This window comes from Streptomyces sp. NPDC059499 (assembly GCF_042749285.1).
Taxonomy (GTDB): Bacteria; Actinomycetota; Actinomycetes; order Streptomycetales; family Streptomycetaceae; genus Streptomyces.
On sequence record NZ_JBHYTT010000005.1, the window covers coordinates 365,431 to 390,897 of the forward strand.

The 25,467-nt window shown below is 70.8% G+C and carries 22 protein-coding genes; 4 read left to right on the plus strand and 18 right to left on the minus strand.

Going from position 1 to position 25,467, the window contains the following annotated elements:
* Positions 1-41: 41 nt before the first annotated feature.
* The 14 genes from ACFW9O_RS15725 to fabG form a co-directional block, all read right to left on the minus strand.
* Positions 42-2,531 (minus strand): ABC transporter permease, encoded by a 2,490-nt coding sequence (locus tag ACFW9O_RS15725; protein ID WP_384609523.1) that lies wholly within the window; start codon positions 2,529-2,531, stop codon positions 42-44.
* Positions 2,528-3,307: an ABC transporter ATP-binding protein gene (locus ACFW9O_RS15730; RefSeq protein WP_384609526.1), complete on the minus strand. Its 780-nt coding sequence runs from the start codon at positions 3,305-3,307 to the stop codon at positions 2,528-2,530. The genes ACFW9O_RS15725 and ACFW9O_RS15730 overlap by 4 nt, the downstream gene beginning before the upstream one ends.
* Positions 3,300-4,658: an MFS transporter gene (locus ACFW9O_RS15735; protein WP_384609529.1), complete on the minus strand. Its 1,359-nt coding sequence runs from the start codon at positions 4,656-4,658 to the stop codon at positions 3,300-3,302. The genes ACFW9O_RS15730 and ACFW9O_RS15735 overlap by 8 nt, the downstream gene beginning before the upstream one ends.
* Positions 4,655-5,572, minus strand: a complete 918-nt coding sequence (locus ACFW9O_RS15740; protein WP_351171565.1) for an ornithine carbamoyltransferase — start codon at positions 5,570-5,572, stop codon at positions 4,655-4,657. Before ACFW9O_RS15740 ends, ACFW9O_RS15735 begins: the two co-directional genes overlap by 4 nt.
* A gap of 25 nt (positions 5,573-5,597) precedes the next feature.
* A complete protein-coding gene (locus tag ACFW9O_RS15745; RefSeq protein WP_384609532.1) occupies positions 5,598-10,466 on the minus strand; it encodes an amino acid adenylation domain-containing protein in 4,869 nt (1,622 codons plus the stop codon).
* A 65-nt stretch (positions 10,467-10,531) separates the two neighbouring features.
* A complete protein-coding gene (gene sbnB / locus ACFW9O_RS15750; RefSeq protein ID WP_384609535.1) occupies positions 10,532-11,533 on the minus strand; it encodes a 2,3-diaminopropionate biosynthesis protein SbnB in 1,002 nt (333 codons plus the stop codon).
* Positions 11,527-12,540 (minus strand): 2,3-diaminopropionate biosynthesis protein SbnA, encoded by a 1,014-nt coding sequence (gene sbnA, locus ACFW9O_RS15755; protein WP_351171574.1) that lies wholly within the window; start codon positions 12,538-12,540, stop codon positions 11,527-11,529. The genes sbnB and sbnA overlap by 7 nt, the downstream gene beginning before the upstream one ends.
* The gene (locus ACFW9O_RS15760) at positions 12,537-13,934 is read right to left on the minus strand and encodes a condensation domain-containing protein (protein ID WP_384609538.1); all 1,398 of its coding nucleotides are present in this window, start codon (positions 13,932-13,934) and stop codon (positions 12,537-12,539) included. Before ACFW9O_RS15760 ends, sbnA begins: the two co-directional genes overlap by 4 nt.
* Before the next feature lie 3 nt (positions 13,935-13,937).
* A complete protein-coding gene (locus tag ACFW9O_RS15765; protein ID WP_329209902.1) occupies positions 13,938-14,183 on the minus strand; it encodes a phosphopantetheine-binding protein in 246 nt (81 codons plus the stop codon).
* A gap of 83 nt (positions 14,184-14,266) precedes the next feature.
* Complete coding sequence (locus ACFW9O_RS15770; protein ID WP_384609541.1) at positions 14,267-15,229, minus strand: beta-ketoacyl-ACP synthase III; 963 nt, start codon at positions 15,227-15,229, stop codon at positions 14,267-14,269.
* A 40-nt stretch (positions 15,230-15,269) separates the two neighbouring features.
* Positions 15,270-16,184, minus strand: coding sequence for a TauD/TfdA family dioxygenase (locus tag ACFW9O_RS15775; protein ID WP_329215254.1), 915 nt, complete (start codon positions 16,182-16,184; stop codon positions 15,270-15,272).
* A 112-nt stretch (positions 16,185-16,296) separates the two neighbouring features.
* Positions 16,297-17,232 (minus strand): TauD/TfdA family dioxygenase, encoded by a 936-nt coding sequence (locus ACFW9O_RS15780; protein WP_384609545.1) that lies wholly within the window; start codon positions 17,230-17,232, stop codon positions 16,297-16,299.
* A gap of 37 nt (positions 17,233-17,269) precedes the next feature.
* Positions 17,270-18,037, minus strand: a complete 768-nt coding sequence (locus tag ACFW9O_RS15785) for a thioesterase II family protein (RefSeq protein WP_384609548.1) — start codon at positions 18,035-18,037, stop codon at positions 17,270-17,272.
* Positions 18,034-18,780, minus strand: coding sequence for a 3-oxoacyl-[acyl-carrier-protein] reductase (gene fabG, locus ACFW9O_RS15790; protein WP_329209894.1), 747 nt, complete (start codon positions 18,778-18,780; stop codon positions 18,034-18,036). Before fabG ends, ACFW9O_RS15785 begins: the two co-directional genes overlap by 4 nt.
* A gap of 152 nt (positions 18,781-18,932) precedes the next feature.
* Between fabG and ACFW9O_RS15795 the strand changes: the two genes are divergently transcribed.
* Positions 18,933-19,595 (plus strand): 4'-phosphopantetheinyl transferase, encoded by a 663-nt coding sequence (locus tag ACFW9O_RS15795; protein WP_384609655.1) that lies wholly within the window; start codon positions 18,933-18,935, stop codon positions 19,593-19,595.
* A 41-nt stretch (positions 19,596-19,636) separates the two neighbouring features.
* On the opposite strand, the gene ACFW9O_RS15800 is transcribed toward ACFW9O_RS15795, so the two are convergent.
* Together ACFW9O_RS15800 and ACFW9O_RS15805 are read right to left on the minus strand one after the other, a co-directional pair.
* Positions 19,637-20,830, minus strand: a complete 1,194-nt coding sequence (locus ACFW9O_RS15800) for a phosphatidylserine/phosphatidylglycerophosphate/cardiolipin synthase family protein (protein ID WP_384609552.1) — start codon at positions 20,828-20,830, stop codon at positions 19,637-19,639.
* Between the two features lie 57 nt (positions 20,831-20,887).
* Positions 20,888-22,240 carry a helix-turn-helix domain-containing protein gene (locus ACFW9O_RS15805; protein WP_384609555.1) on the minus strand — a complete coding sequence of 451 codons (1,353 nt, stop codon included), beginning with the start codon at positions 22,238-22,240 and terminating at the stop codon, positions 20,888-20,890.
* A 339-nt stretch (positions 22,241-22,579) separates the two neighbouring features.
* Here ACFW9O_RS15805 and ACFW9O_RS15810 point away from each other — a divergent pair, with 339 nt between their 5' ends.
* Together ACFW9O_RS15810 and ACFW9O_RS15815 are read left to right on the plus strand one after the other, a co-directional pair.
* A complete protein-coding gene (locus ACFW9O_RS15810; RefSeq protein ID WP_384609558.1) occupies positions 22,580-23,320 on the plus strand; it encodes a DUF4232 domain-containing protein in 741 nt (246 codons plus the stop codon).
* Positions 23,321-23,395: 75 nt separating this feature from the next.
* Positions 23,396-24,151, plus strand: coding sequence for a DUF4253 domain-containing protein (locus ACFW9O_RS15815; protein ID WP_384609561.1), 756 nt, complete (start codon positions 23,396-23,398; stop codon positions 24,149-24,151).
* 31 nt (positions 24,152-24,182) lie between these two features.
* Here the strand turns inward: ACFW9O_RS15815 and ACFW9O_RS15820 are convergent, their stop codons facing one another.
* Positions 24,183-24,470 carry a hypothetical protein gene (locus ACFW9O_RS15820; RefSeq protein ID WP_384609564.1) on the minus strand — a complete coding sequence of 96 codons (288 nt, stop codon included), beginning with the start codon at positions 24,468-24,470 and terminating at the stop codon, positions 24,183-24,185.
* 31 nt (positions 24,471-24,501) lie between these two features.
* Positions 24,502-24,822 carry a hypothetical protein gene (locus tag ACFW9O_RS15825; RefSeq protein WP_384609567.1) on the minus strand — a complete coding sequence of 107 codons (321 nt, stop codon included), beginning with the start codon at positions 24,820-24,822 and terminating at the stop codon, positions 24,502-24,504.
* Positions 24,823-24,947: 125 nt separating this feature from the next.
* Between ACFW9O_RS15825 and ACFW9O_RS15830 the strand changes: the two genes are divergently transcribed.
* Positions 24,948-25,319 carry a hypothetical protein gene (locus ACFW9O_RS15830; protein WP_384609570.1) on the plus strand — a complete coding sequence of 124 codons (372 nt, stop codon included), beginning with the start codon at positions 24,948-24,950 and terminating at the stop codon, positions 25,317-25,319.
* Positions 25,320-25,467: the final 148 nt, after the last annotated feature.

The window sequence follows — 25,467 nt, forward strand, 5'->3', positions numbered from 1 at the left end:
TGCCGGAAGGCTGTGGGGCGCCCCTGGAAGGCGTGGCCGGGCTACTCGCGCGAGCCGAGGAACTGGACGGTCCGCGCCCGCAGTGCCGCGCCGACGGGCAGCACCGTGCCGATCACGGCAAGGAGCGTGGACACCACGGCGACGGCGATGACGATGACGTACGGCACGACGATCGGTGTCGTACCGAACAGCTGGAGCAGCGCACCCCACAGGCCGGTCAGGTTGACCGCGGTGGCCGCGAGTGCCAGTGCCACCCCGATGGCGGACACCAGCAGGGACTCGGCGACGAAGAACCGGACGACCTGTTTCGGCGTGGCACCCGCCATCCGCAGCACCGCCAGGTCGCGGCGCCGGTCGGCCGTCGCCATGAGGAGCGTGTTGAGGATCGCGATGAAGCAGAAGATCATGATGATCAACGCGGTGGAACGCTGCCGCACCTCCGTGAGATGGCGTGCGTACGCGCTCTCGGAAGCGACCAGTTGGTCCCTCGTCATGAACTCGGCTCCGCCGCCGGCCACCGCCTTGCGGATCTGTGCGGTGATCGCGGCGTGATCGGCGCCGTCGTCCAGCGTGATGTAGGCCCTGCGCGCGAGACCGTCCCGTGCGTAGACGGCCGACGGGGCGAACCGCTGCGGCAGGTACGCCACGTCCTCGCCCCGCAGCGCCTTGTACGTCGCCGCGACCCGCAGTTCGACGCGCTCGCCGTCGGGCATCTCCACGGCGAGCCGGGAGCCGACGTCCATGCCCCACAGGTCGGCCACGGCCGTGCTGTTGTCGTCGAGGTCGTCCAGGGACCCGTCGATGACCTTCAGGTCCATCGTCTTCTTCAGCGCGACGGGATCGACGACGAGGCCGTCGTTCTCCTCGTACCGGTCCTCGTCCTTGGTGTAGACGGTGGTGAGGATCGGCGCCGCGATGTGCACGCCGTCGATCGCCGCGACGCGCTCGATCACCTGCGGGCTGATGCCCGGGGTTCCGTCGGGTGCGAGCGCGTACTGCGAACTGACCCGGTTCTGCAGCCCGTTGTCACGTGCGGCACCGAGCGAGTCGGTGGCCGCCAGCAGCGAGAAGGCCAGCCCGACGGTGAGCAGGACGGGGGCCGCGGTGGCAGCGGTACGCCGCCGTGAGGTCAGCGCACTCTCGCGCACCAGCATCGCGGTGGGCCCCGAAGCACCCCGGAAGGGCAGCATGAGCAGCTTGGTGAGCGGTCCGACGACCAGCGGCGCGAGCACCGCCGCGGCCAGTACCGGCACCATCAGCGACACGACGTAGACCGTGGGCGAGAGCACGCTCGTCGGGGACGCGACGGCGATCCACGCCGTCCACCCGACACCGCCCACCAGGGCGACGACACCGAGCAGCGCCCTGCCGGGCGTCACCCCCGTGTCGTCGACCGAGGCTTCGCGCAGCGCCTCGATGGGACGGATGCTGCCGGCCCGGCGTGCCGCGGCCGCCGCACCGCCGACCGCCACCAGGAGGCCGACCAGGAAGGCGGCGGCGAGCGGCGCCAGAACGGTCCAGTGCAGCGAGGGCTCCACGGTGAACCACTCGGGCGAGACGTCCATCGCGATGAGCATGTCGGCGAGGAGCTGCGCGCCGAACAGTCCGAGGACCGTGCCCACCGCGGAGGCGACGACGCCGACGAGCAGCGCCTCGTTGCGGACCATCTTGCGCACCTGTTTGGGGGTGGCGCCGACGGTACGCAGCAGTGCGACCTCCCGGCGGCGCTGGACCACCGCGAAGGCGAAGGTGGAGGCCACCACGAAGATCGCGGTGGTGCCGGCCACGCTGGCCATCACCGGAACCAGCGTGATGGTGTTGTCGAGCGTCTCGCGGTCGGCCGCCTCACTGGCATCGGCCTTGTGCCGGTCCTGGCCGGTGAGCACCGCGGCGCTGTCGCCGACGGCGGCCCGTACGTCGGCGACCGGGCCGAGCGCCACCAGGGACTCGATGCGCGGGGAGAGCCTGGCGGCCTCCGCCTCGGTGAAGAAGACGGCGTCCTCCCAGCCGACCGGGGAGACGGTGCCGCTGACCGTGTACTGCTCGACGCCGGAGGCGGTCAGGACCGTCACCTTGTCGCCGGTACGGGCCTGGTCCGACGGGACCACGACGTCCTTCGCGCCGGACGGCTCCTTGCCGTCGGCCAGGTCGTAGCCCCCGAACCGTGCCACCGGCCAGGGGTGGCCCACCTGGTCGGCGGGGCCGCCCTCGATCTGGGCGTAGAAGGCACGGTCGACCACGGTCTCGCCGGTGGCGGCGACCTTCTCGCTCAGCTCGGCCGAGATGCCCTGGGCGGCCGCGAGCGACCGGATCCCGAGGTCGTGATGGGCCGGGTCCCAGTCCGGGTCGGACGCCTGCACCACGGCGGGTGCCTCGGCGAACCGTTCCACCGGCCGGTCCGGCAGGTCGAGCATGGTCATGATGAGTACGCCCATGGCCGCGACCTGCGCGACCCCGAGCACCAGCGCCACGACGGTGCCGAGGAACGACACCCACCGTGCCCGCAGGGTCTGGAAAGCAACCCTGATCACCGCGACACCGCCAGGTCCGTCATCCGCGCGGCGACCGCCTCGGCGGTGGGCGAACGCAGCTCGCCCACCAGGCTGCCGTCGGCGAGGAACAGCACTCGGTCCGCGTACGCGGCCACGTTCGGGTCGTGCGTGACCATGACGATCGTCGTCGTCACCCGCTCGCCGTGACCGGGAGCGGGCACGACGCCGGCATCCGACACCGGCGCACCGGCCAACTGCCGTAACGTGTCCAGCAGTTCGCGCCCCGTGGTGAGGTCGAGCGCGCCGGTGGGCTCGTCGGCGAAGAGCACGGCCGGCCGGGCCACCAGCGCACGGGCGATGGCGACACGCTGCTGCTGACCACCGGAGAGCTGGCTCGGCCGGCTGCCCGCCTTGTTCTCCAGTCCCACCTGGGCGAGCGCCTGCTGCACGGTCCGGCGCTTGGGCTTGCGCCCGGCCAGCCGCATCGGCAGCGCCACGTTCTGCTCGGCAGTGAGCGAGGGCAGCAGGTTGAAGGCCTGGAAGATGAACCCCGTGGTCTCGCGGCGGAGTTCGGTGAGCTGGGTCTCGTTCAGCCCGACGATGTCCTTGCCGTCGATGAACACCCGCCCCGATGTGGGCTTGTCGAGCCCGGCGGCACACTGCAGGAGGGTCGACTTGCCGGAGCCCGACGGGCCCATGATGGCGGTGAAGCTCCCGCGGGGAAAGGACAGACCGATCTCGCGCAGCGCCGTCACCGCGCTGTCCCCGGATCCGTAGGTCTTGGTCAGCGACTCGAGCCGCACTGCGTCATCCATCGATTCTCCGCAATTCCAGGGTGGTGAGGGGATCGGCCGTCGACCCGTCCGCGATGGCAACCGGCTCGGGCTGTGGGGGCGGTGCACTGTCCTGCCGGTCCTCGAGCGCCGCACCCGGCCTGGTGAAGACCACCGTGGCGACCAGGGCGAGCACCACCATCACTCCCGACACGACCATGAGCGTGTGCCGGGTGCCGACCGCCTCCAACAGGTACCCGGTACCGAGCGCACCGAGTGAACTCGCCCCCGACACAAGGAGCATGACGACACTGCCGACCCGCCCCTGCATGTTGTTGGGGGTGATGCGCACCTGGTAGGACATGCCGGAGACAGTAACAGCGGCTCCTATATGAGACGTTATGAAGAAGAGCACACCGAGTGCCACGGGTTGTCTGAAAAATACCGCTGCGGGCATGACCAGCGCCCAGGTCACATGCGCCAGGATCATGATCTGACGCATCGCCAGCCTCTTGTTCAGCCAGCCGCCGACCAGGGCCCCGAACAGCCCTCCCATACCGCCGGACGCCATGATCAGCCCGATGGTGCCGGCGGCGCCGCCGTCCTCCCTGACCACGACGGCGACCGTGAGGATGAGCCCCTGGAAGACCAGATTGCTTCCCGCGATGATCAACAGCGCCGTACGGAAAAAGGCGCGATCCCATACCCACCGCAGCCCGACCGCGATGTCGGCCCGCATGTTGCGGCGCTTGTTGCCCGGCCTGGGAGGCGGCTCCTTCTCCCCCCGCAGCCGCACGAGCGTGATCAGCGAGAGCAGGTACAGCCCGACGCTCGACATGAACGGCATCCACGCCGAGAGACCGAACATGGCACCGCTCACCGGATGCCCGATGAAGTTGACGCCCCGTGAACGCGCCTCGTTCGTCGCCATCGCCGCCCCCAGCTGACTGGGCGGCACTACACCGCGGACCATGGCCCGCTCGGACAGCTGGTAGAAGACCGTCATGCTGCTCTGGATGAACGCCACCGTCGCGATGTGCCAGACCCAGACGGTGTCCCCCAGCAGCGACACAGCCACCGTGGCGACCGCGACCATGCGCACGATGACGCACGTCATCATCACCCGGCGGCGGTTCAGCCGGTCCACCATGACACCGGCAGGCAGCTGGACCAGCAGCGCCGGCAACAGCCCCGCGAAGCCCACGAGTCCGGCCGCGCTCTCCGATCCGGTGTCCCACAGCACGAGCAGCGTGAACGCCATGCCCGAGCAGCGCTCCGCCATGACGGACATGGCGGAGCCGGTCCACAGCAGCCGGAAGTCGCGGTAACTGCGCAGCGTCGGCAGCGCGTGCTTGCTTCTTCGCCGTACCCGATACCCCCCCTCGTCACTCATGGCCGATCGGCCCAGCACCATTCCAGGACAGCCATCGCGCTGTGCAGCTTGTGCGTGGCCTGGGTGAAGGCGATGCTCGCCGGCCCGTCCAGCACCTCGGCGGTGACCTCCTGGCCGCGATGGGCGGGAAGGTCGTGCAGGAAGACGGCGTCCGGACTCTCCTCCCACAGCTCGCGGGTGACCTGGAACGGTGCGAAGACCTCCCGCCAGTCGGCGGTCGGCTTGCTGGTTCCGGTGGTCTGCCAGCGCGTGGTGTAGACGGCGTCGACACCCGCGGGCAGGACGTCCATGTCGTGCTGCTCGGACACCTTCGACCCGCTGCGCGCCGCCTGTTCGGTGGCGGTGGCGAGAATCTCCGGCGCCAGCCCGTATCCGGGCGGCGTCCGCAGTTCGAGCTCCGTCCCGGGGAACCGGGTCAGGGCGAGAGCCAGGGCCGCGGCACTGTTGTTGCCCTCGCCGACGTACAGGACCCTCAGTCCCTCGACGCGGCCGAAGTGGTGCTGCAGCGTGGTGAGATCGGTGAGCCCCTGGGTGGGGTGCTCCTCCGCGCTCATCGCGTTGATGACGGACATCCGCCCGCCGGCCGCCCAGGTCCGCAGCTCCTCGGTGGCGTCCGCGGTGCGGGCCACCAGCAGGTCCAGCATGCCGGAGAGCACCCTGCCGGTGTCCTCGGTGGTCTCCCCGGTGTTCAGCTGCAGGTCGTCGGGGCCGAAGGTCACCACCTTCGCCCCGAGCCGCAGGGCACCACTGGTGAACGCGGTACGGGTACGGGTGGACGTCCGCCGGAAGTAGACGCCGACGATCGCGTCCTCCAGGGACTTCGCCCGGGCCCCGGCGGCGAATTCCGCCCCCCGCTCGACCAGGCCCCGCAGGTCGTCGTCGGTCAGGTCGCTGATGGAGATGAGGTGTCGCATGGGCACGTCCTTCGTCTCGACGGAATCAGTGGGACTCGGTGAGTACGGCGTCGATCTCGGCCCGGATCCGGTCCTCGATCTCCACGGCGAGCTGCGCGATCGTCGGGCTCTCGAAGGCGACGCGCATCGGCAGGTCGAGGTCGAACTCGTTCTGCAGGCGCGAGACCAGCCGGACGGCGAGGATGGAGTGCCCGCCCAGGTCGAAGAAGCTGTCCTGGGTGCTCGCTTCCTTGCCCAGCAGATCGCGCCAGACGGCGGCGATGCGTTCCTCGGTGGGCGTAGCAGGAGCGATGAACGCGTCCGCGGCCGTGGCCTCGGGGTCGGGGAGGGCGCGGCGGTCGATCTTGCCGTTGGCCGTCAGCGGGAGCGCGTCGAGCCCGACGAAGACGGACGGGACCATGTACTCGGGGAGCGAAGCCCTGAGCCCCTCGGCCAGCGCGTCCGTGGTGCCGACGACGTAGGCAATGAGGCGCTGGTCCTCGGACACCACCACGGTGGCGTCGGTGACCTGCGGATGTGCGACCAACGCGGCACGGATCTCACCGAGCTCGATGCGATACCCCCGCACCTTCACCTGATCATCGATACGGCCCAGGAACTCGACCGCACCATCACTACGCCACCGCACCAAGTCACCCGAGCGGTAAAGACGCGCACCCGCCGGCCCGAACGGATCAGGCACGAACCGCTCTGCGGTGGCGCCTGGACGGTATGCGTAGCCGCGTGCCACACCGGTACCACCGACGAACAGCTCACCCACCGCACCGACAGGCACCGGCTGCAAACCGGCATCCAGAACGCGCATGGTCATGTTCGGCAGCGGACGCCCGATCGGCACCACACCCTCGAACGCCTCCACCAGCGGGAACACACACGTGCCCACGGTCGCCTCGGTCGGCCCGTACTCATTCAACACCCGGCCCTCGCCGAGCAACACGCGCCAACGCTCCACCAGACCACCCGGCAGCGCCTCGCCGGCAACCACCACACGCGAGGTCAGAGCCTCGATCTGCTGGTCGGACAACTGGCCCGACAGCACTTCGAGATGGCCCGGAGTCAGCTTCATGAAGGAGAACGGACCGGCTTCCGCCAGGCTCTCGCCCAGCTCGGTCAGCTCGCCGTCCCACAGCCACGCACGCTGACCCGCGGCAAGCGGCGCCCACACATTCGGCACCACCAGGTCGAAGGCCACCGACGAGAACACCGGCGCACCACCCGAACCCGACGCCACCAACTCCCGCACCGCCCAGTCCACATGGTTCACCAGACTGCGGTGCGAAACCTGCACACCCTTCGGCCGGCCCGTCGAACCCGACGTGAACACCGTGTACGCCACCGAATCCAGATCGACAACCACATCCGGAGCCGACTCCGGGAACGACGACACATCACCTTCGGCCAGCACCGTCTCCACACCCGGGAAACGATCCGCATAGGCAGCCGACGTCAAAGCGACCGTCACCCGGGCGTCCTCGACCATCCCTGCGATACGCCCGGCCGGCAGCACCGGGTCCATGGGGACGAAGCCGCCACCCGCACGCCACACCGCCAGCAACGACACCACCAGATCGACCGAACGGTCCAGCAGCACCGCAACCGTCGACTCCGGGCCCACACCAGCCGCACGCAAACGATGCGCCAACCGATTCGCCCGCACATCCAACTCGGCGAACGACAACCGCTGACCACCGGCCTCCACAGCCACCGCACCCGGCACCGCGGAAACCCAGCGGCCCACCAGCTCAGGCACCGACACCTCCGGCACCACCACCGCCGAGTCGTTCCAGACCCGCAGGAGCCGGTGCTCGTGCACCGAGGTGATGTCGATGGCGGACAGTGCCGCCTCGGGTGCCGCCACCACGCCCTCGACCAGCCGCACGAAGTGGTCGGCCATACGCTCCACGGTGGGCCGGTCGAACAGTGAGGTCGCGTACTCCAGCGCACCGTTCAGCGAGCCGTCGGCCTGGCGCCACACGAACATCGTCAGGTCGGTCTTCGCCACCCGCCAGGCGCCCTGGAAGGCGTCCATCAGCACCCCGTCGGCGGCCACCGAGGTGGCGCCCTCGTCCTGGAGGTCGAAGGCGACCTGGTAGAGCGGGGTACGGGACAGGTCGCGGACCGGCTGCAGCTCGTCCACCAGCCGTTCGAACGGCAGCTCCTGGTGCGCGAAGCCGGCCATGGCCGTGTCCTTCGTGCGTCCCAGCAGCTCACCGAAGGTCGGGTCGCCGGTCAGGTCGCAGCGCATGACGAGCGAGTTGAGGAAGAAGCCGACCGTGCCCTGGGTCTCGGGCCTGAGCCGCCCGGTGACCGGGCTCCCGATGCCGAAGTCGTCCTGTCCGCTGTGCCGCGAGAGCAGTGCGGCAAAGACGGCCAGCAGGGTCGCGTACTGGGTCGCGCCGTGTTTCCGCCCGATGCCGCTGAGGGCGTCGGCGAGCCCGGCCGGCACGGAGAAGCGCACGCCCTCGCCCCGCCCGTCGCGCCGGGCCGGGCGCAGCCGGTCCGTGTGCAGCTGCAGCTCGGGCATGCCGCGCAGCGCGTTCTTCCAGTAGTCGAGTTCGCGGTCCAGGACCGTGTCGTCGGACCGGGCGGCCTGCCAGGCCGCGTAGTCCGCGTACTGCACAGGGAGTTCGGCGAGTTCCGGTGTCCGGTCCTCGGCGGCGGCGGCGCACAGCTCGCGGATCTCACGGTCCATCAGCACCGTCGACCAGCCGTCGCTCGCGATGTGGTGGGTCGTGACCAGCAGCACGGGGCCGCCGAGGGGAACCCGTACGAGCAGAGCCCGCCACAGCGGCCCGTCGCTCAGGTCGAAGCCCCGGGCGAACTGCTCCCCGAACAGGTCCTCGATCTCCGCCTCGCTCGCGTCCACCACGCGCAGCTCGACCGGCTGGGGCGGGGCCACCACCTGGCGGGGCTCCTCACCCTGGAGGACGTACCGGGTGCGCAGGGATTCGTGGCGGGTCTCCAGCGTGTCCAGTGCGGACTGGACCGTGTCGGCGGCCGTGCCGGCGGGCAGCCGGAGGAACAGCGGCGCGACCCATTCGGCGCTGCCCGGGTGCATGCGGTCCAGGAACCACAGCCGGTGCTGTCCGAAGGAGAGCGGCAGAGGGGTGTCGCGTCCCACCGGTACCACCTCGGGTACGGCGGGCCGCGCCTCCTCCAGGAGCTTGGCCTGGGCCTCGACCGTGGAGGCCGCGAAGAGCCCGCGCAGCTGGATGCTGTCCCCGGAGGCCCTGCCCAGTGCGTCGGCCAGCCGGGTCAGGACGAGGGAGGAGCCGCCGAGGGCGAAGAAGTCGTCGTGCACGCCGACCCGTTCCACCTGGAGCAGCTGCTCCCACACCTCGGCCACGAGGCGTTCCGCGACGGTGCGGGGAGCGGTGTACTCCGGCCCCTCCCCCGCGGTCCGCGTGCCGGGCTGCTCGGGGTCCGGCAGTGCCTTGCGGTCGATCTTGCCGTTGCTGGTCAGCGGGAAGGCGTCGACGGGTACGAAGAGGGCCGGGACCATGGGCTCGGGGAGCCGCTTGCGCAGGAAGCTGCGCAGTTCGTCCCGGGGTATGCGGCGGGCGGTCACCAGATGGGCGACGAGCCGCTTTCCGCCGCCGACGGTGTACGCGCCGACCACGGCGCCCCGGATGTCGGGGTGCGCGTTGAGTGCGGCCTCCACCTCGGCGGGCTCGATGCGGACGCCGTTCACCTTGACCTGGTGGTCCACGCGGCCGAGGTAGGCGAGTGCGCCGTCGGAGCGCCAGCGCGCGAGGTCGCCGGTGCGGTAGATGCGGCTGCCCGCCGGGCCGTGCGGGTCCGGTACGAACCTCTCCGCGGTCTGCGCCGGGTTGCCGACGTAGCCGCGTGCCACGCCGATGCCCCCGGCGTACAGCTCGCCGACGACACCGATCGGGACCGGGTCGAGCTCCTCGTCGAGCACGTACACACGCATGTTGTCGACCGGCCGGCCGATCGGCACGGCCTCGGTGTGCAGCTCCGGGTCGAACTCCTGGCCCGTGACGTCGATGGAGCACTCCGTGGGGCCGTAGGTGTTCCACACCTTGGCACCGGTGGGTTCGCCGAGCCTGCGGCACAGTTCGGCGTCGAGCGCCTCACCCGCGGACAGGACGAGCCGCAGCCCGGTGCACTCGGACCAGGCGGGTTCCTCGGCGAGCAGCCGCAGCACGGAGGGCACGCCCTGCAGGACTGTGATGTTCCGGTCGGCCACCGTCCGTACGAGGAGCGCGGGGTCCGATTCGGCGCCTTCGGGGGCCATCACGACGGTGCCGCCCGCGACCAGCGGCGCGAAGAGCTCCAGGGCCGCCGCGTCGAAGGTGAGGACGGTCTTCTGCAACACCCGGTCGTCCGCGGCGAGTTCCTGGCGGGCGACCGACCAGGCCACCCGGTTGGCGATCCCGCCGTGCTCGACGAGCACGCCCTTCGGGCGGCCCGTCGAGCCCGAGGTGTACGTGATGTACGCGGCGTGCTGCGGGCCCGTTTCCACCGGTTCGGCGTCGGCGTCGCCGCCGGCCGCGTCCAGGAGCACGACACCGTCGGGTACGACACCGTCCAGAACCCCGGCCGACTCGCCGACGGTCAGGACCGTCCGCGCGCCGCTGTCCGCGACCATCCAGGCGATGCGCTCGGCCGGGTGGCCGGCGTCCAGCGGCACGTAGGCCGCGCCGGCCTTCCAGACGCCCAGGAGCGCCGCGACGAGCTCACGCCCGCGCGGCAGGCAGACGGCCACCCTCGTCTCGGGGAGGACACCGCGCCCGCGCAGCAACCGCGCGATCCCGTTCGCGCGGCGGTCCAGCTGCGCGTACGTCATCGACCCTTGTGCGTCGTCGACCGCGATGGCGTGGGGGGTACGGACGGTCTGCTGGGCGATCAGTTCGTGCAGCGGGACAGACATCTCTTCTCCAGAGGTGTTGATCAGTTGCAGCGTTCAGTGGCGGTGACCCGGGTCCGGGAGCCTTCCTAGGGCGTCGGCGCAGGAACGAACCCGTCGATACGGGTGCCGATGCCGCCCTTTCGCGCCTCGTCCCGGACGAAGCCGGCCAGCGCCAGGTCCAGGACGCCGAGGCCGAACGGCGAGTACACGAGCGGCTTCCCGGCTTCCGGTTCCAGCCGGGCGGTGCCCCGCAGCAGCGCGCCGATGGAGGCGTCGACGAAGTCGCGCCCTCCGGTGTGCTGCTCCGCGAGGTGCGGTGAGGTCTGCTCACGGCACACGTGGTCGGGGTCGTCGACGATGTTGTGCGCGCCCAGTACGGCGGGCACTGTGAGGTCGCGCAGCGAGATGTGGAGCACGACGGTGCCGGGCGGGCAGGCGTCCAGGCCGGTGTACGGCGAGGCCGACGTCGTCGCGAAGGACACCAGGTCGTGGGCGGCCAGTGCCTCGTCGAGCGTGGCGCAGTGGCGGATCTTCGCGCCCGGCAGCAGCCTGGCGTGATCCGCGGTGAAGCGCCTGGCCCGCTCCATGTCCGTGTCGTGGACGGCCAGGGAGTCGAGCTCGGGCCGCTCGGCGGCCAGGAAGCGCAGCACCTCACGGTTGATGACACCCGTGCCGATGAGCGTGATCCCGGACGGCCTGCGGTCGCCGAGCAGCATCCGCGCGCCGAGCGCGGCCGAGGCCGCGGTGCGCCTGGCCGAGATCAGCGAGCCCTCGATGAGCGCCTCGGGGTGTCCGGTCTCCAGCGAGTTCAGCAGGATTGCGGCGCTGGCCCGCTGCAGGCCGGCGGCGACGTTGCCGGGGAAGGAGGAGATCCACTTCATCCCGGCGACTTCGGTGTCGCCCCCGAGGTAGCCGGGGAGGCCGATGATCCGGTCCCTGGGACGCTCGGGGAATCGCAGGAAGACGGAGTGCGGCAGGGCCGTGCGGCCTTCGTCGTGGCGCTTGTACGCCTCGGCGACGAGGTCGATGACCTCCTTCTCACGTCCGGCCAGCAGCCCGGCCACTTCACCGTGCTTGATGATCAGCATGCGCCCACCGCCAATGTGTGTTCGGGTTCGTTCCACAGGTGTGAGACCTCTCCGAAGTGGGCGCGCACCCAGTCGTCGGAGTAGATGGTGTCGAGATAGCGGTCGCCGCGATCGGGGAAGATCATCACGCAGTTACTGCCGGCCGGAATGCGGTCGGCCATCTTCCCGAGTGCGGCGGTCACCGCTCCCGACGAGCCGCCCGCGAGGATCGCCTCACGGTGCGTCAGGGTCCGGCAGGCGACGACGCAGTCGAGGTCGTTGACGAGCACGACCTCGTCGGCCAGCGTCGGATCGAACAGCGGGGGCTTGATCGCCGCCCCGTGTCCGGGCAGCAGCCGCGGGCCCGAAGGGCCGCCGAACAGCACGCTGCCCATCGCGTCGACCCCCACCAGCGTGGTGGGGAGTCCGCGTTCCCGGATGTACTGGGCGCAGCCGGTCATGGTGCCGCCGGTACCGGTCGAACAGAACAGGTAGTCCACCCGGTCGTCCAGTGCCTCGGCGATCTCCCGCATGGTCTGCACATGGGCCCGGGGGTTGAGCGGGTTGGCGTACTGGTTGGGCCAGTACGCGCCGGGTGTCGCGGCCACGAGCTCGCGTACCCGCGCCAGGCGCACGGGCAGATAGGCGCGGGTGTCCGGGTCGACCTCGGTCACCATCTCGACCGTGACCCGGTAGGCGCGCAGGATCGCCAGGTTCTGCTGGGTGGTCTTGGGGTCCACGACGCAGATGAAGTCGATCCCGAAGTACCGGCAGATCTGTGCGATGCCGATCGCCAGGTTCCCGGAGCTCGACTCCACGACCGTGGACCTGCCCGGTACCAGTTCCCCGCTGCGGATCCTGCCGAGCAGCATCGACAGCGCCGACCTGTCCTTGACGCTGCCGCCGGGGTTGAACGCCTCGAGCTTGGCGAAGACGCGGGACCCGAAGCGGGGCAGCAGCCCGCCCAGTTCGACGAGGTGCGTGTTGCCCACACCGTCGAGAATGCCGCGGAGCACGGGTTGCTTCATGATCCGTCGCCGGAGTTGCTGCCCAGGGCGAGCAGGGAACGCTTCTGGGCGGCGTCCGTCAGCGGGATCCGGGAGACCGGGCGCTCGGGTGTGTCCCCGGCGGCGGTCATGAAGCGGATGAGCTGGTCGAACAGCCGGTCCATGGTGTCCCGCTCGAAGAGCGCGGTGTCGTAGCGCAGGGCGATGGTGAGCCCCTGCGCGTCACGGGTGACTTCGAAGGTGATGTCGCACTGGCCCTCGAGGTGCGGGATCTCCAGGTAGGTGGTGGTCAGACCGGCCACGTCGAGGGGTACGCCGGCGACCGCACCGGCCAGCTCGGAACCGAAGCGGTCCGTGGTGACCATGGTCATGGAGATCCGGAACAGCGGCCCGGAGGCCGCCGCGGCCTGCGCGACCAGGGGGAACGGGTACGTGGCCCGGGCGGTCGCCTGCCTGAGGCGCTCGTTGGCGGCGGCCGTCACCTCGCCCAGCGGGGTGTTCCTGTCGAACACGGCCCTGATGAGGACCGGGTTGACGTAGTAGCCGACGACGTCCTTGGCGGCCGAGCGGCGCACCGAGGCCGGGCAGGCGACGAGGAAGTCGGTCTGTCCGGTCCAGCGGTTCAGCAGGGCCTGCAGGGAGCCGAGCGCCAGGGCGAACTGCGAGATCTCCTGCTCGGCGGCGGCACGCCTGAGCCGCTCCGCGAGCTCGTCGGGCAGCCGGCGCACGAGGCTGGCACCGGTGAACGACGCGACGGCCGGCCGGGGCTTGTCGGTCAGCAGTTCCGCGGGTGCGGAACCTTCGACCTGCTCCTGCCAGAACTCCGCCTGCCGCCTGCCGCGCGAGGATTCGAGCAGGGCGCGCTCGCTCTCGACGAAGTGGTCGTAGTCGACGGCGACGGGAGCCCAGCCGGGTTCCCTGCCCTCGGCGAACGCCTCGTACGCGGCCAGCAGGTCGCGCCACAGCATCCACTGCGAGATGGCGTCGGTCGCGATGTGGTGGGTGAGCGCCAGCAGTACGGCGTCGGTACGGCGGCGCCACAGCACCACCCGGAACGGCCCGTCCTCCGAGAGCCGGAAGGGGGTGCCCGCCTCCGCCGCGACGAGTCGCCGCAGCTCGTCGTCGTCCGCGTCAGGTACGTCACGCACGACGAGTTCGCCGATGTCGCCGGGGTTCTTCACCAGCCGGCGGGGACTGCCGTCGGCCTCGACGTACACCGAACGCAGCATCGGATGCCGTTCGGTGAGCGCCCGGGCCGCCCGCGCCAGGACCTCCGGGTCCGGCGCGGGCTCCATCCGGACACCACCCGCGAGGTTGTAGGTCGCGCTGTCGGGAGCCAGTTTGTGGAGCAGCCATAGCCCCTCCTGGCCCACCGACAGAGGCATCGCCCCGCCTATGGGGTCCGTGTGGCCCATGGGTCAGACTCCTGCCTTGTTTGCCGTCAGGAAGTCCGCGACGTCACTGACGCGCAGCAGGTCGCCGACCCGCTCGTCGGGCACTGTTTGGTTGAAGGCCTTCTCCACGGCGGCCAGGAGGTCGATGCGGGTGAGGGAGTCCATGCCGAGCTCGTCGAAGCTGGAATCGGCGGTGACCTCGCCCTCCAGGTCCGGCGCCGTACGCAGCGTGAGGTTGATGATCTCGACAATCAGTTCGTCTCTGGTCATGGCCTTCGTCTCTCCATAGGTGTGTGCGCGTGGATGTGCGTGCGGGGGGAGTGCGGGGGTTCTGGGGGGTTCGCCGGTGCCGGTCACGGCATCCGGACGACCTGGCCGGCGTACGTCAGGCCGGCACCGAAGCCGAGCAGCAGGACGTTCTCGCCGGGGGTGCTGCGGCCGCTGTCCTTGAGCCTGCTCAGGGCCAGGGGCACGGAGGCCGCCGAGGTGTTCCCGGTGTCGACGACGTCGTTGACGACGCGCTCAGGCGGGAGGTCCAGGTTCGCGGCGAGCGTCTTGATGATGCGGTTGTTGGCCTGGTGCGGCACGAACCAGTCGATGTCCTGCATCGTGATCCCGGCGGCGGCGCACGCCCGGTGGGCGACCTCCGGCATGGTGGCCGTGGACCACTTGTAGACGAGCGGGCCGTTCATGGTGACGTACTCCCGGCCGTCCGCCTTCTCGGTGATGCCGAGCACGTCGTGCCGTGCGCCGTCGCTGCCCCAGACCGCCGGGCCGATGCCGGGCTGGTCCGAGCGGGACACCACCGCGGCTCCGGCACCGTCACCGAAGATGACGAACGTGTCGGGGTCGGCGGGGTCGATCCACTCACTCGTCCGCTCGGCGCCGACGACCAGGACGTTGCGCGCCTCGCCGAGACGCACGGCGTTGGACGCCATGGCCAGCGAGTAGGTGAAGCCGGCACAGACCGCGTTGAGGTCGTACGCACCGGAGTTGGGCAGTCCGATACGGCTGGCCACCTCGGGGGCGATACCGGGCATACGGCGGCGGCGGGTGGCGCTGGCGACGATCGTCAGGTCGATCTCGCCCGGGTCGATGTCGGCCGAGACGACGGCCTTCTCGCCCGCGGCCGCCGACATCGTGACCAGGTCCTCCTCGTCGGAGGCGTGGTGACGGGTCCTGATGCCGGTCCGGCTCTCCATCCACTGCGGCGAGACCGTCGTCAGCGGTGCCAGTTCCTCGTTGGACACCAGCCTGGCCGGCCGGTACACGGCCAGTCCGGAGATCCGTGATCCGTACGTCTTGAACTCGAACATGTCTCCCTCAACTCCCCATAGGTCCGACAGCCGTCGGGCTTCAGGCGTCGGACGGCTCTGCCATGGCCACGGCGATGCGCCGCGGTCCGGTGAACGGCTCACGCGCGTGCGCGGCGAGCATGTTGTCGACGACCAGGACGTCGTCGCGCTGCCAGTCGAAGCGGACCGCCGCCGAGCGGTAGGCGGCGCGCAGGTGGTCCGTCACCTCGTCGGGGATGACCCCGCCGTCCCCGTAGAACGTGTTCGTCGGCAGGTCCTCGTCGGCGAAGATCGCGCGCAGACCTGCGCCGACCTCCGGGGCCAGGGTGCTGACGTGGAAGAACGTCGCGTGGTTGAACCACACTTCCTCGCCGGTGACCGGATGACGGTGCACCGCCTGCCGTACCGCGGTGGTGCGCAGACCACCGTCGGGCCGCCACTCCGCCTCGATCCTGCGTTCCTTGCAGTACGCCACGACGGCGTCCTTGTCCGAGGTGTTGAAGGCCTCCTGCCAGGGCACTCCGAACCCGGCGTGGAAGTTGCGCACGACCTGCCAGCCACGTGCCTCGAACTCCGCGCGCACCTGCGGGTCGACCGACCTGAGCACCTGCCGGATGTCGGCGAGCGGGGTGGCGCCCTGCGTGACGGGCGGCTCGACGCAGAAGAAGTACAGCGTCCGCGGCCAGACCGCCTGGTAGGAGTTCTCGTTGTGGAGGAAGATCTCCTCGTTCTGCGGATAGTCGGTCGAGGTGTAGACCTGCCCCTTGATGGTGCTGCGGGGCGAGGAGCGCTCGGCGTACGCCAGCGGCGGCGTGCCGGAGAACGCCCGGACGGTGCCGTCGAAGCCGTCGACACCGCCGACCTCGAATCCGCGCAGCAGCAGTGCGCCGCGCTGGGTGAGCAGCTCGCGCAGCTCCGCCCGGTTCTCGGTGATGTAGCCGTGGATGCCGGTGCCGGGGGCCGCGGGACGTCGCATCCCGGGCACGGTCCCGCTCCCCACCCAGCCGGCGGGTGTCTCTTCCGAGGTGATGGTCATGGTCAGCTCGCTCCGTGGTCGAAGAAGTCGGGGCAGCCCCGGGGCCGGGGCGTCAGTCGGACATCGCCACGAGGACGCGGCGGTCCCCGGTGAACGGCCGCCGGCCGTGGGCCAGCAGGACGTTGTCGATGAGCAGCAGATCGCCCGTGCGCCAGTCGACGTCCACGGCTGCCTCCAGCCCGCGGTCGCGGACCTGGGCGACGTACTCGGGAGGAATGGGGCTGCCGTCGGCGAACCGCACCGACTGCGGCAGCTCGTCCTCGGACAGGATCTGCGCGAGCTCGGCCGCGGTGTCGTCGCCGAGCCCGGCCGGGTGCCACTGGTCGGCCTGGTTGAACCACACCTCGGTGCCGGTGACGGGATGCCTGGTCGTGGACGGACGGTGGGACTCCACGCGCAGACTCCCGTCGCGCCGCCAGTCCCACTCGGCTCCGGCGTTCTTCAGGAACGCCTCCACGTCGGCCCGTTCGCCGGTCTCGAAGGTGTCCTGCCAGCTCTTGCCGAGGCCGTAGCCGTCGTGCAGGTTCTGCACGTAGCGCACACCGCCGGCGAAGGCCTCACGCACCTCCGGGTCCAGGACGGCGAGCCAGCGCTCGGCGTCCAGTACCGGGGTGGCCCCGCCGGAGCCCGGCTGGACCTGGCAGAAGAAGGCCAGCCGGGAGGGCCAGGCGTGGGCGTAACTCATCTCGTTGTGCATCGAGATGGTGAATTCCTGCGGGTACTCCGTCGAGGTGTAGACGTTGCCGCCGACCTTGGTGCGCGGCGAGTTGCCGTGCACGTACGCCAGCCGGTTCGGCAGCAGCCGGTCCAGGGCCGTGTCCAGCGTCTGCGGGGTGATCCCGAAGCCGCGGAAGACGAGTGCCTTCTCCTTGACCAGGGTCCCGCCCAGGCCGAGTTCCAGTTCCTCCAGGCGGCTCAGCAGTTCGCCGGTCCCGCCCTCACCCTTCGCTTCGATCTCCAGTGGTGCCCAGGACGTCGGACTCGTCACGGCGCCGCTCCTCTCGCTGTTGTGGTGAAGCCTTCGGCTATCCGGCCTGCATGCCGGTCGGGATCCGAGCCAGCCGCCCCGCGATGTCCGCGGTCAGCTCCGCCTCCCGGGGGGCGAGGTAGAAGTGGTCCCCGGGGAACGACCGCACCGCGAAGGACCCGGTCGTCAACTCCCCCCAGGCCAGCAACTGTTCGTAGGAGGTGCCCGGATCCCTGTCGCCCTGGTACGCGACGATCGGAGCGCGCAGCGCCACCGGGCTGTGCGGGTGGTAGGTCTCGATGAGCCTGTAGTCGGAGCGCAGTACGGGCAGCAGCAGCTCACGCAGTTCCGGGACCGCGTACGGGTCGCCGCCCAGGGTGCCCAGCCGGGACACCCCGGCGACCAGGACGTCGTCGGCGGCCCTGTGCAGGGTCGTGGGAGAGGTCCGGTGCGGGGCGTTGCGCCCCGAGAGCAGGACCCGGACCGGGCCCTCGCCCGCGCCGGCCTCCTGCCGCACCGCCACCTCGTAGGCCACCGCGGCGCCCATGCTGTGGCCGAAGAGGGCCATCGGCAGGTCGCCGTACGGGATGAGCGCCTCGGAGATCCGGCCGGCCAGCTCGTCCATCGACTCGACGCACGGCTCGCCCATCCGCTCCTGCCTGCCCGGGTACCGGACCGCGAGGACCTCGATGTCGGCGGGGAGCCGCGAGGGCCAGCCGTGGAACAGCTGGGCGTTGCCGCCGGCGTGCGGGAAACAGACCAGCCGCAGCCGCGGTTCGCCCGTCCGCGCGTACCTGCGGAACCAGGTCTCCGAGGAGGCGGTCACAGTGCCATGCCCCCGTCGATCCGGACCACCTGGCCGGTGATGTACTCGGCCTGCGGGGAAGCCAGGAAGGAGACCAGCGAGGCCACTTGCTCGGGAGTGCCGAAGCACCCCATCGGGATGCGGGTCAGGGCGTCCTTCGCGACGGCCTCCGGCACACCGGCGACCATCTCCGTGTCGATGAAGCCCGGTGCGACGGCGTTGGCACGCACTCCGTAGCGGCCGAACTCCTTGGCCAGCGCCTGCGTCAGTCCGATGATCCCGGCCTTCGAGGCCGAGTAGTTCGTCTGTCCCGCGTTGCCGACGACCCCTGCCACGGACGAGAGGGTCACGACCGTGCCCGCCCGCCGCCGGATCATCGAACGGACCACCGAGCGCAGCAGGTTGTACGTTCCGTCGAGGTTGGTGCGCAGCACCGAGTCCCACTCGTCGTCCGACATCAGCGCCAGCGGCCTGTCGCGGGTGATCCCCGCGGAGGTGACGACCGCGGACACCGGTCCCAGCCCCGCCTCGACGTCCGCGACGAACGACCGGACACCGACCCGGTCGGCGACGTCGACGCGGCGGATCAGCGCCCGCCGTCCCGCCGCCAGGATCTCCTTCTCGACCTGCTCCGCCGCCGCGTCGTCGGAGCGGTAGCAGATGGCCACGTCGAAGCCGTCCCGTGCGAGCCGGGTGGCCACCGCCCGCCCGATCCCGCGCGACCCCCCGGTCACCAGTGCCACCTGTGCCTCTTGGTCCGGCATGCTGCCCCCATCCGTTCGAATGAGTCGAGCGTGCGTTCACTGGCTATATCTGGCCTATACGGCCTCCAGCGCCGCTCGAGGGCGCGTGCCGGGCACCGGTACCGTGACCGTCCATGACCCTGCTTCCGACCGGTGGCCCCGCTCTCGCGGGCCTGCTCGCCCCGCTGCTTCCCCCGCTGGTCACCGCCGTCGACACCTTCCACGACAGCGCCGAGCCCTTCCTGTTCCCCGAGGAGGAGGCACTGGTCGCCAAGGCCGTGGCCAAGCGGAGGCACGAATTCACCACGGTCCGCCACTGCGCACGCACCGCTCTGGCCAGTTATGGCCGACCTCCCGCACCGATCCTCCCCGGCACCGGGGGCGCGCCCCGCTGGCCCGACGGCATGGTCGGCAGCCTCACGCACTGCGACGGATACCGGGCGGCGGCCGTCGCCGAGAACACGACGGTGGCCTCCCTCGGCATCGACGCCGAACCGGCCGCACCACTGAACGACGAGGGCTCACTGAACCTCGTCACGCTCCCGGCCGAACGCGCCGCACTGCGCGAACTCACCGCCCACCGGCCCGACGTCCCCTGGGACAGGCTGCTGTTCAGCGCCAAGGAGTCCGTCTACAAGGCCTGGTCCCCGCTCACCGGCCGCTGGCTCGGCTTCCAGGACGCGCACATCACCCTGCGCCTGGACGGCACCTTCGCCGCCCGCCTGCTCGTCCCGGGCACCACGACGGCCGGCCCCCCGCTCACCGGCTTCGACGGCCGCTGGCAGGTACGCGACGGGCTCGCGCTCACCGTCGTCACCGTGCCCCCGCGCGGCTGAACCGGCCCGGCGCGACGACTCCGGCGCCGAGGCGCCTCAGGTCACAGCCAGCGGCGGATCGGCAGGACCGCCGCCTCACGGATCCGCTGCACCGGCGAGCGGCGCTTCCACCGGGCGCCGTCGATCAGCACGCTGTCGGCACGGTCGTCCTCGAAGTGCTCGTCCAGCGTCGCGGTGAACGCCGGGTCCAGCACGGCGAGCATCACTTCCTCGTCGTGGTCCAGCGAGCGGCGGTTGAAGTTGGTCGAGCCGATCAGCGAGGCGACCCGGTCCACGGTCACCGCCTTGGTGTGCATCATCGTCGGCTGGTACTGGTAGATCTTCACGCCGCAGGCGACGAGGTCCTCGTAGTGGTGCTGCCCCGCCAGCTGGCACACCCGCTTGTCCGTGTGCGGCCCGGGCAGCAGGATCTCCACGGTGACGCCCCGCGCCGCCGCCGCACAGAGCAGTTCGACGAAGTACGTGTCGGGCGCGAAGTACGCCGTGGTGAGCCGCACCCGCTCCTCGGCGGACTCCAGGACGACCCGGAGCAGGGTCTGCATGTCCTGCCAGCCGAAGCTTGCCGAACCCCGCACCACCTGCACGATCGCGTCGCCCTGCGGCCGGAGCTCGATGAAGCGGTCGCGCTCGGTGAACAGCTCGTCGTGGCACTCGGCCCAGTTCTGGGCGAACGCGGCGGCGAGACCGTCCACCGCGGGGCCGCGCACCTGCACATGGGTGTCGCGCCACTCGCGCTCGTTACGGGCGTCGCCGCACCACTCCTCCGCGATACCGACGCCACCGGTGAACGCCGTCTCCTCGTCCGTCACGAGGACCTTGCGGTGGCAGCGGTGGTTCTGCTTGAGCGGCGACAGGTACAGCGGCTTGCGGAACCACGCCACCTCCACCCCGGCCTCGCCCATCATCGCCAGCTGGTCCTTCTCGATCAGCCGGCTGCCGAAACCGTCCAGGAGCAGCCTCACCCGCACTCCGGCGCGGGCCCGCTCCGACAGCGCCTCCGCGAAGTCACGGGCGATGTCTCCGCGCCAGTACACGAACGTCATCATGTCCACGGTGTGCTCGGCATCACGGATCGCGCCCAGCATCGCGGCGAATATCTCGTCGCCGTTGTGGAGGGGGACGAGGGCGTTGCCCTCGGTCGCGGCGATGCCGATCAGCCGCTCCAGCCGCCGCCGCAACCGCAGGATGCGCTCGGCGTGCCCGGCGACCGGCCTTTCGTCTGTGTCAATGGACATCGTTCACCTGACCGAAGCGAGGGGGCGGGGACCCGCCGACTGTACTCCGTGTCCGAATCAGTGTTCGGGTTCCACCCACTGGGCCGTATCCGCCCGGTAGCGGTACTCCGGCCGCCCCGTGATGCTGCTCGTACGGAACGGCCGGCCGTTGTCGTCGACGCGCAGGGTCCCGCTCCGGGCGCCGCTGCTCCACTCCAGCTCCAGGTACCAGGTCACATCGTGCCCCTCCACATGCGCGTCGAGGTGGAACACCTCCACATCGGTGGAGCTCACCCGGTACGGGAAGTCCTTCGCCGGCACGACCACGCCGGCGTCCTGCCCCGCGACCGGCTGCGTCCGGGGTTGGCCGTCGTCCAGGTCGATGTCGAAGGACTGCGGGGTGATACCGCTCCCGCAGCCCTCCCCCATCGAGTACGCGGACCAGCCGAGCGCCGGTGCGCGCCCCACGACCCGCACCTGCAGCCCCTTGAGCACGACCGCTTCCTGGGACGCCCCCTGGAGGGTGATTTCGAGCATCATGTCGCCCCCGTCCACACCGCCGAGCGCCCTCGCCCAGTTGCGGGCTTCCCGGGGGTCGGTCGGCGGCGGTGGCACGGTGCCCGGCTCACGGTCGAGCAGGTAGTACTGCCCGCAGGGCGACTCCCAGTTGTACGAGCTGATGACGGCGCTCACGGGGGCACCGCGGTCATCCGCCCCGCCGCCCTTCCGCGCCGGTGAACCGGGGGAGGCGGAAGCAGTGGCGGTGGCGCTGCCTCCGGCCGACGGAGAAGCCGGGCCGCTCGGCGTCGCGGACGCGCTGCCGGTGCCGCTGCTGCTCGCGCTCGGAACGGCCGGGGCCGATCCGGTGGCCGCATCGGTACGTCTGCCGTCGCCTCCGCCGTCGTCCGTGAGGCCACGGAACGCCAGGGCTGCGGGAACGGTGAGGGCGACGACGGCGGTCGCCGCGAGCAGGACGCGCAGCCGCCGGGACGGCCGACGGCCGGGGGCGGGGGCCGTTACGGCGGTGCCGGACGCCTCGGGCGGCGTCACATCCTCGGCCTCCGGTTCTGATTCCGCTTCCGTGCTCTCCTCCGCAACGGGTCCGGGCTCCGCCGTGCCGGCCACCCCCGCCTTCCGCGCCCCCCGCCGCTTCGCCTCATCGGCCAGGATCCACTTCCGGTGCAGACCGACCAGCTCGTCCGCCGACGCCCGGCACACCCGGGCGAAGCGTTCGACCGGCGCGTAGTCCTGCGGAACGGCGTCGCCGTTGCAGTACCGGTGGACCGTCGACGTGCTCATGTGCAGCTTCCGGGCGAGTGCTCCGTAGCTCAGCCCGGAACGCTCCTTGAGGCCACTGAGCTCTGCCGCGAAGTCTTGGATCTCCGTACCCACGCCGACCGTTCCTCCCACTGATCCATCCCGGAACCGCATTCCAGGGAGGCCTCGTTCCCCCAGGTCAGAGGGCATTCAACCGTTCCACCGTCCCGAACCGCCCGGCAGCCGTTGCCACCGGAAGCAGGCCCCCCACACGATGTGGACACACCGCCGGACCGACCTTCGTCCACACCGGGAGACGCAGTGCGTACCCGCTTCGAACCGAGCCTGACCGACGCGGTCGCCGCAGGAGTGCTGATCGCCGCCACGGCGACCGTCATCACACTCCTGTGGCACCTCTGACCACTCGCCATTGTCCAGTACATCCAGCACCACCCGGCGCGCCCAAGCGGCGCTCCGGACACGACAGACCTTCTGAACGGGGAGAACCACCTCATGCGTAACCGCAACTTCCGCCGCGCCGCCCGCACCACCGCCCTCGGCACCGTCGCACTGCTGGCCGCCCTCTCGCTGACGGCCTGCCAGGAGGACGGCCAGGCAGCGGCGGACACCTCCTCCTCGGCGACAACCTCCCCGTCCGAGCAGCCCTCGGACAGCGCGAAGGCACCCGCGGACAAGGGCAAGGGAGACAACAAGGGGACCAGCGGCCCGGGTGCGGAGTCCGGTTCGAGTTCCGGTTCGGGTTCCGGTTCGACCGACGCCGAGCCCGCCGCGAAGAAGCCGAAGGACACGGGCGACAACAGCGGACCTGTCACCCTCGCCTGCAACGGCGGCAACTCCAAGGTGACGCTCACGGCCGTGACCCGGCCCGTCAACCACATGCTTCTCACCGTGACGAACACCGGCTCGAAGGCCTGCAACGCCTACTACTACCCGTTCCTCAGGTTCGGCGAGGCGCAGGCCGTCCCGAAGACCTTCGAGGAGAGCAAGCCGCAGGCCGTCGTCACCCTCGCCCCGGGAGAGTCCGCCTACGCCGGAATCATGACCGCGTCCGCCGACGGAAGCGGCACGGGCGGCTACTCCACGAAGGACGTGACGGTCAGCTTCCAGGGCCGCGAAGGTTCCGGCTCCAGCGGCCCCTCCTCGGACGTCCCGCTCACCAAGGCCGTCTTCGTCGACAGCACGCTGGCCGTCACGTACTGGCAGACGAGCCTGGACGACGCCCTCATGTACTGACCGCCGCCTGTTCGGCTCCGGGCTGAGCCCGGAGCCGGACAGGGCGTTGTCAGTGCCGGATCCTAGAGTCACTGCATGGCGACGCTCCCGAATCCCCTGCCCCTGCTGGACCTTCCGCCGGGCACACTCGTGGACACCACGATCGACGACCCCTGGCACGAACCCCTGCTCTGGTACGCCGACGAGCCGGCTCAGCCGGGCGACTGGGCCCGGCTGAGGGCGACCGGCAGGCCGCTCGGCCTGCTCCCGGTGCTGGTGGACGGCGGGCGCCGCGCCCAGTGGCCCGAGGACTGGGACCTCAACCCGGCCGGTACCTCGTACCCGGGGGACCATGACGCCGAGGACGTCCTCGGCGAGTTCTGGGAGGAGTACGCCTCCGACGAGCTGGAGGACGGGGCCGAGTGGCCCGGCCTGGCGCCCACCCCGTCCGCGAGCGCGTCCGAGACCCCGGACGAACTGGCCGCGGAGATGGCCGACCAGCTCGCCGAGGGCACACGGTTGGCGCTCGTACCCGCCCGGCGCAGCGCGGACATACCCGCGGCGATCGGCTGGTCGGGCCCGCTCAACTACGAGAGCGACGTGGCCCGGCTCTGCACGGTGCTGCGCTCCTGGGAGGACCGCTTCGACATCCGGGTCGTGGCGCTCGGCTTCGACACCCTGACCGTGTCCGTGGGACGGCCTCCCACGACCGCGGCCGAGGCCGGAGCGCTGGCCGCCGAGCACTTCGCGTTCTGCCCGGACAACATCGACGCGGCCCCTCCGAACGGCCTGGACGCCTACGCCGAGAAGTACCTCCTGGGTCAGGAGACATGGTCGTTCTGGTGGGACTGAGCCTGCTCCACAGGTCAAGGACCCTCGGGAGTCAGCAGAACCAGCCGTTCTGGACCCAGCCCCGTCGGTTGATGTCGCCGTAGGCGAAGCCGTAGACCCAGTCCCCGCCGGCCTCTTCGACCAGGAAGGTCTGCCCGCGGTACAGCGTGCCCATCCAGGCCCCGTGGGGGGCGGTGACCCGGACGAAGAGGTCCTGGGCGCAGACGGTTTCGCGCTGCCCCACGGTGCCGTTGGCGGCGGTGGCGGGGTTGACGGTCAGGGCGGCCATGGCAGCGGTCAGGGCCAGGACGAGGGTGGTGCGCGTGCTGGTGCGGGTCATGGGGGGTCCTTCACGGGTGTGGGGTGTGGGGTCACCAGGATCCGAAGCCGCCCAGGCATTCCTGCCTGACGAAGCCCCAGTCGTTGGGGCCGAAGTCGAAGGTGGCCGCCCATCCGTTGTAGACGGGGTGGGCGCCGCGGGTGTGTCCGACCTTGTCACCGCGCAGCAGGGTCCGTTTGAGTCCGGCCGGTCCGGAGGAACTGTCGTAGTTCGCGTAGAAGCTGGCGCTGTCGCAGACGATGACGGCGTGTTCCGGCACCGTCGGATCCGCGTGCGCGGATCCGGAGGAGATCACGGCAAGGGCGAGGGCAGCGGTCAGGGACAGGGCGGAACCCAGTCGTGTCGTGGCCATGACAGTCATGATGAGGTGTGGCCGCCGCCCCGTCGAGAGGGCCTGGCATCGCGTCCCCGCCCTCGGGCCGGTCTTGAGTAGGAGCACTCATGTGCCGCGGCCGGGTGCCGCGTTGAATCGGCTGCATGCTGGATGACACGCCCGACGACATGCCCGATCTGCTCGACACCCGCGCCCCCCGGGCCTGGGCAGCCCCTCTGGTCTCCACGGTCGTCACACTGCCCGGAGCAGCCCTCGCGCTGTTCTTCGGCGGGCTCTCACCCATGGCCTGCGACTCGTGCGACGGTGCCCGGGCAGACCGGTTCACCCGTAGTTTCGACTCCGGCTGGGCGGTGCTGTGCACAGGCCTGCTGCTCGCGCTGGCCGTGCTGGTGGCGAGCTGGGCCCTGCCGTGGCGTCAACAGCACTCCGCCAGGCGCGTGTTGCTCGCAGTGACCGCGCCTGCCGTCGTCGTCTGCGCCTTCATCGCGTTCGTGGGTCTCGTCGACTGGCCCTGACGACCGAACCGCCCCCACATCCAAGGGACTTGTCCCCCATGCGAGCTACGCGCAGGTGTCCACCACGAGGTGACGATTCGAAGCCGCCCGATCCGTAGCGTTCGAAGCGTCGCGGCACCCCGGCCGCGGCTCCCGCAAAGGAGCGCTC

Bases quoted from the DNA above. Each gene is read 5' to 3' on its own strand.
- ACFW9O_RS15815 (WP_384609561.1), top strand. From the start codon at position 23,396: ATGGCGACGCTCCCGAATCCCCTGCCCCTGCTGGACCTTCCGCCGGGC.
- ACFW9O_RS15810 (WP_384609558.1), top strand. From the start codon at position 22,580: ATGCGTAACCGCAACTTCCGCCGCGCCGCCCGCACCACCGCCCTCGGC.
- ACFW9O_RS15760 (WP_384609538.1), bottom strand. From the start codon at position 13,934: ATGGGCCACACGGACCCCATAGGCGGGGCGATGCCTCTGTCGGTGGGC.
- ACFW9O_RS15765 (WP_329209902.1), bottom strand. From the start codon at position 14,183: ATGACCAGAGACGAACTGATTGTCGAGATCATCAACCTCACGCTGCGT.
- ACFW9O_RS15735 (WP_384609529.1), bottom strand. From the start codon at position 4,658: ATGAGTGACGAGGGGGGGTATCGGGTACGGCGAAGAAGCAAGCACGCG.
- ACFW9O_RS15800 (WP_384609552.1), bottom strand. From the start codon at position 20,830: ATGTCCATTGACACAGACGAAAGGCCGGTCGCCGGGCACGCCGAGCGC.
- ACFW9O_RS15770 (WP_384609541.1), bottom strand. From the start codon at position 15,229: ATGTTCGAGTTCAAGACGTACGGATCACGGATCTCCGGACTGGCCGTG.
- ACFW9O_RS15775 (WP_329215254.1), bottom strand. From the start codon at position 16,184: ATGCGACGTCCCGCGGCCCCCGGCACCGGCATCCACGGCTACATCACC.
- ACFW9O_RS15740 (WP_351171565.1), bottom strand. From the start codon at position 5,572: ATGCGACACCTCATCTCCATCAGCGACCTGACCGACGACGACCTGCGG.
- ACFW9O_RS15820 (WP_384609564.1), bottom strand. From the start codon at position 24,470: ATGACCCGCACCAGCACGCGCACCACCCTCGTCCTGGCCCTGACCGCT.
- ACFW9O_RS15745 (WP_384609532.1), bottom strand. From the start codon at position 10,466: ATGTCTGTCCCGCTGCACGAACTGATCGCCCAGCAGACCGTCCGTACC.
- sbnA (WP_351171574.1), bottom strand. From the start codon at position 12,540: ATGAAGCAACCCGTGCTCCGCGGCATTCTCGACGGTGTGGGCAACACG.
- ACFW9O_RS15830 (WP_384609570.1), top strand. From the start codon at position 24,948: ATGCTGGATGACACGCCCGACGACATGCCCGATCTGCTCGACACCCGC.
- ACFW9O_RS15805 (WP_384609555.1), bottom strand. From the start codon at position 22,240: ATGCGGTTCCGGGATGGATCAGTGGGAGGAACGGTCGGCGTGGGTACG.
- ACFW9O_RS15825 (WP_384609567.1), bottom strand. From the start codon at position 24,822: ATGGCCACGACACGACTGGGTTCCGCCCTGTCCCTGACCGCTGCCCTC.
- fabG (WP_329209894.1), bottom strand. From the start codon at position 18,780: ATGCCGGACCAAGAGGCACAGGTGGCACTGGTGACCGGGGGGTCGCGC.
- ACFW9O_RS15730 (WP_384609526.1), bottom strand. From the start codon at position 3,307: ATGGATGACGCAGTGCGGCTCGAGTCGCTGACCAAGACCTACGGATCC.
- sbnB (WP_384609535.1), bottom strand. From the start codon at position 11,533: ATGCTGATCATCAAGCACGGTGAAGTGGCCGGGCTGCTGGCCGGACGT.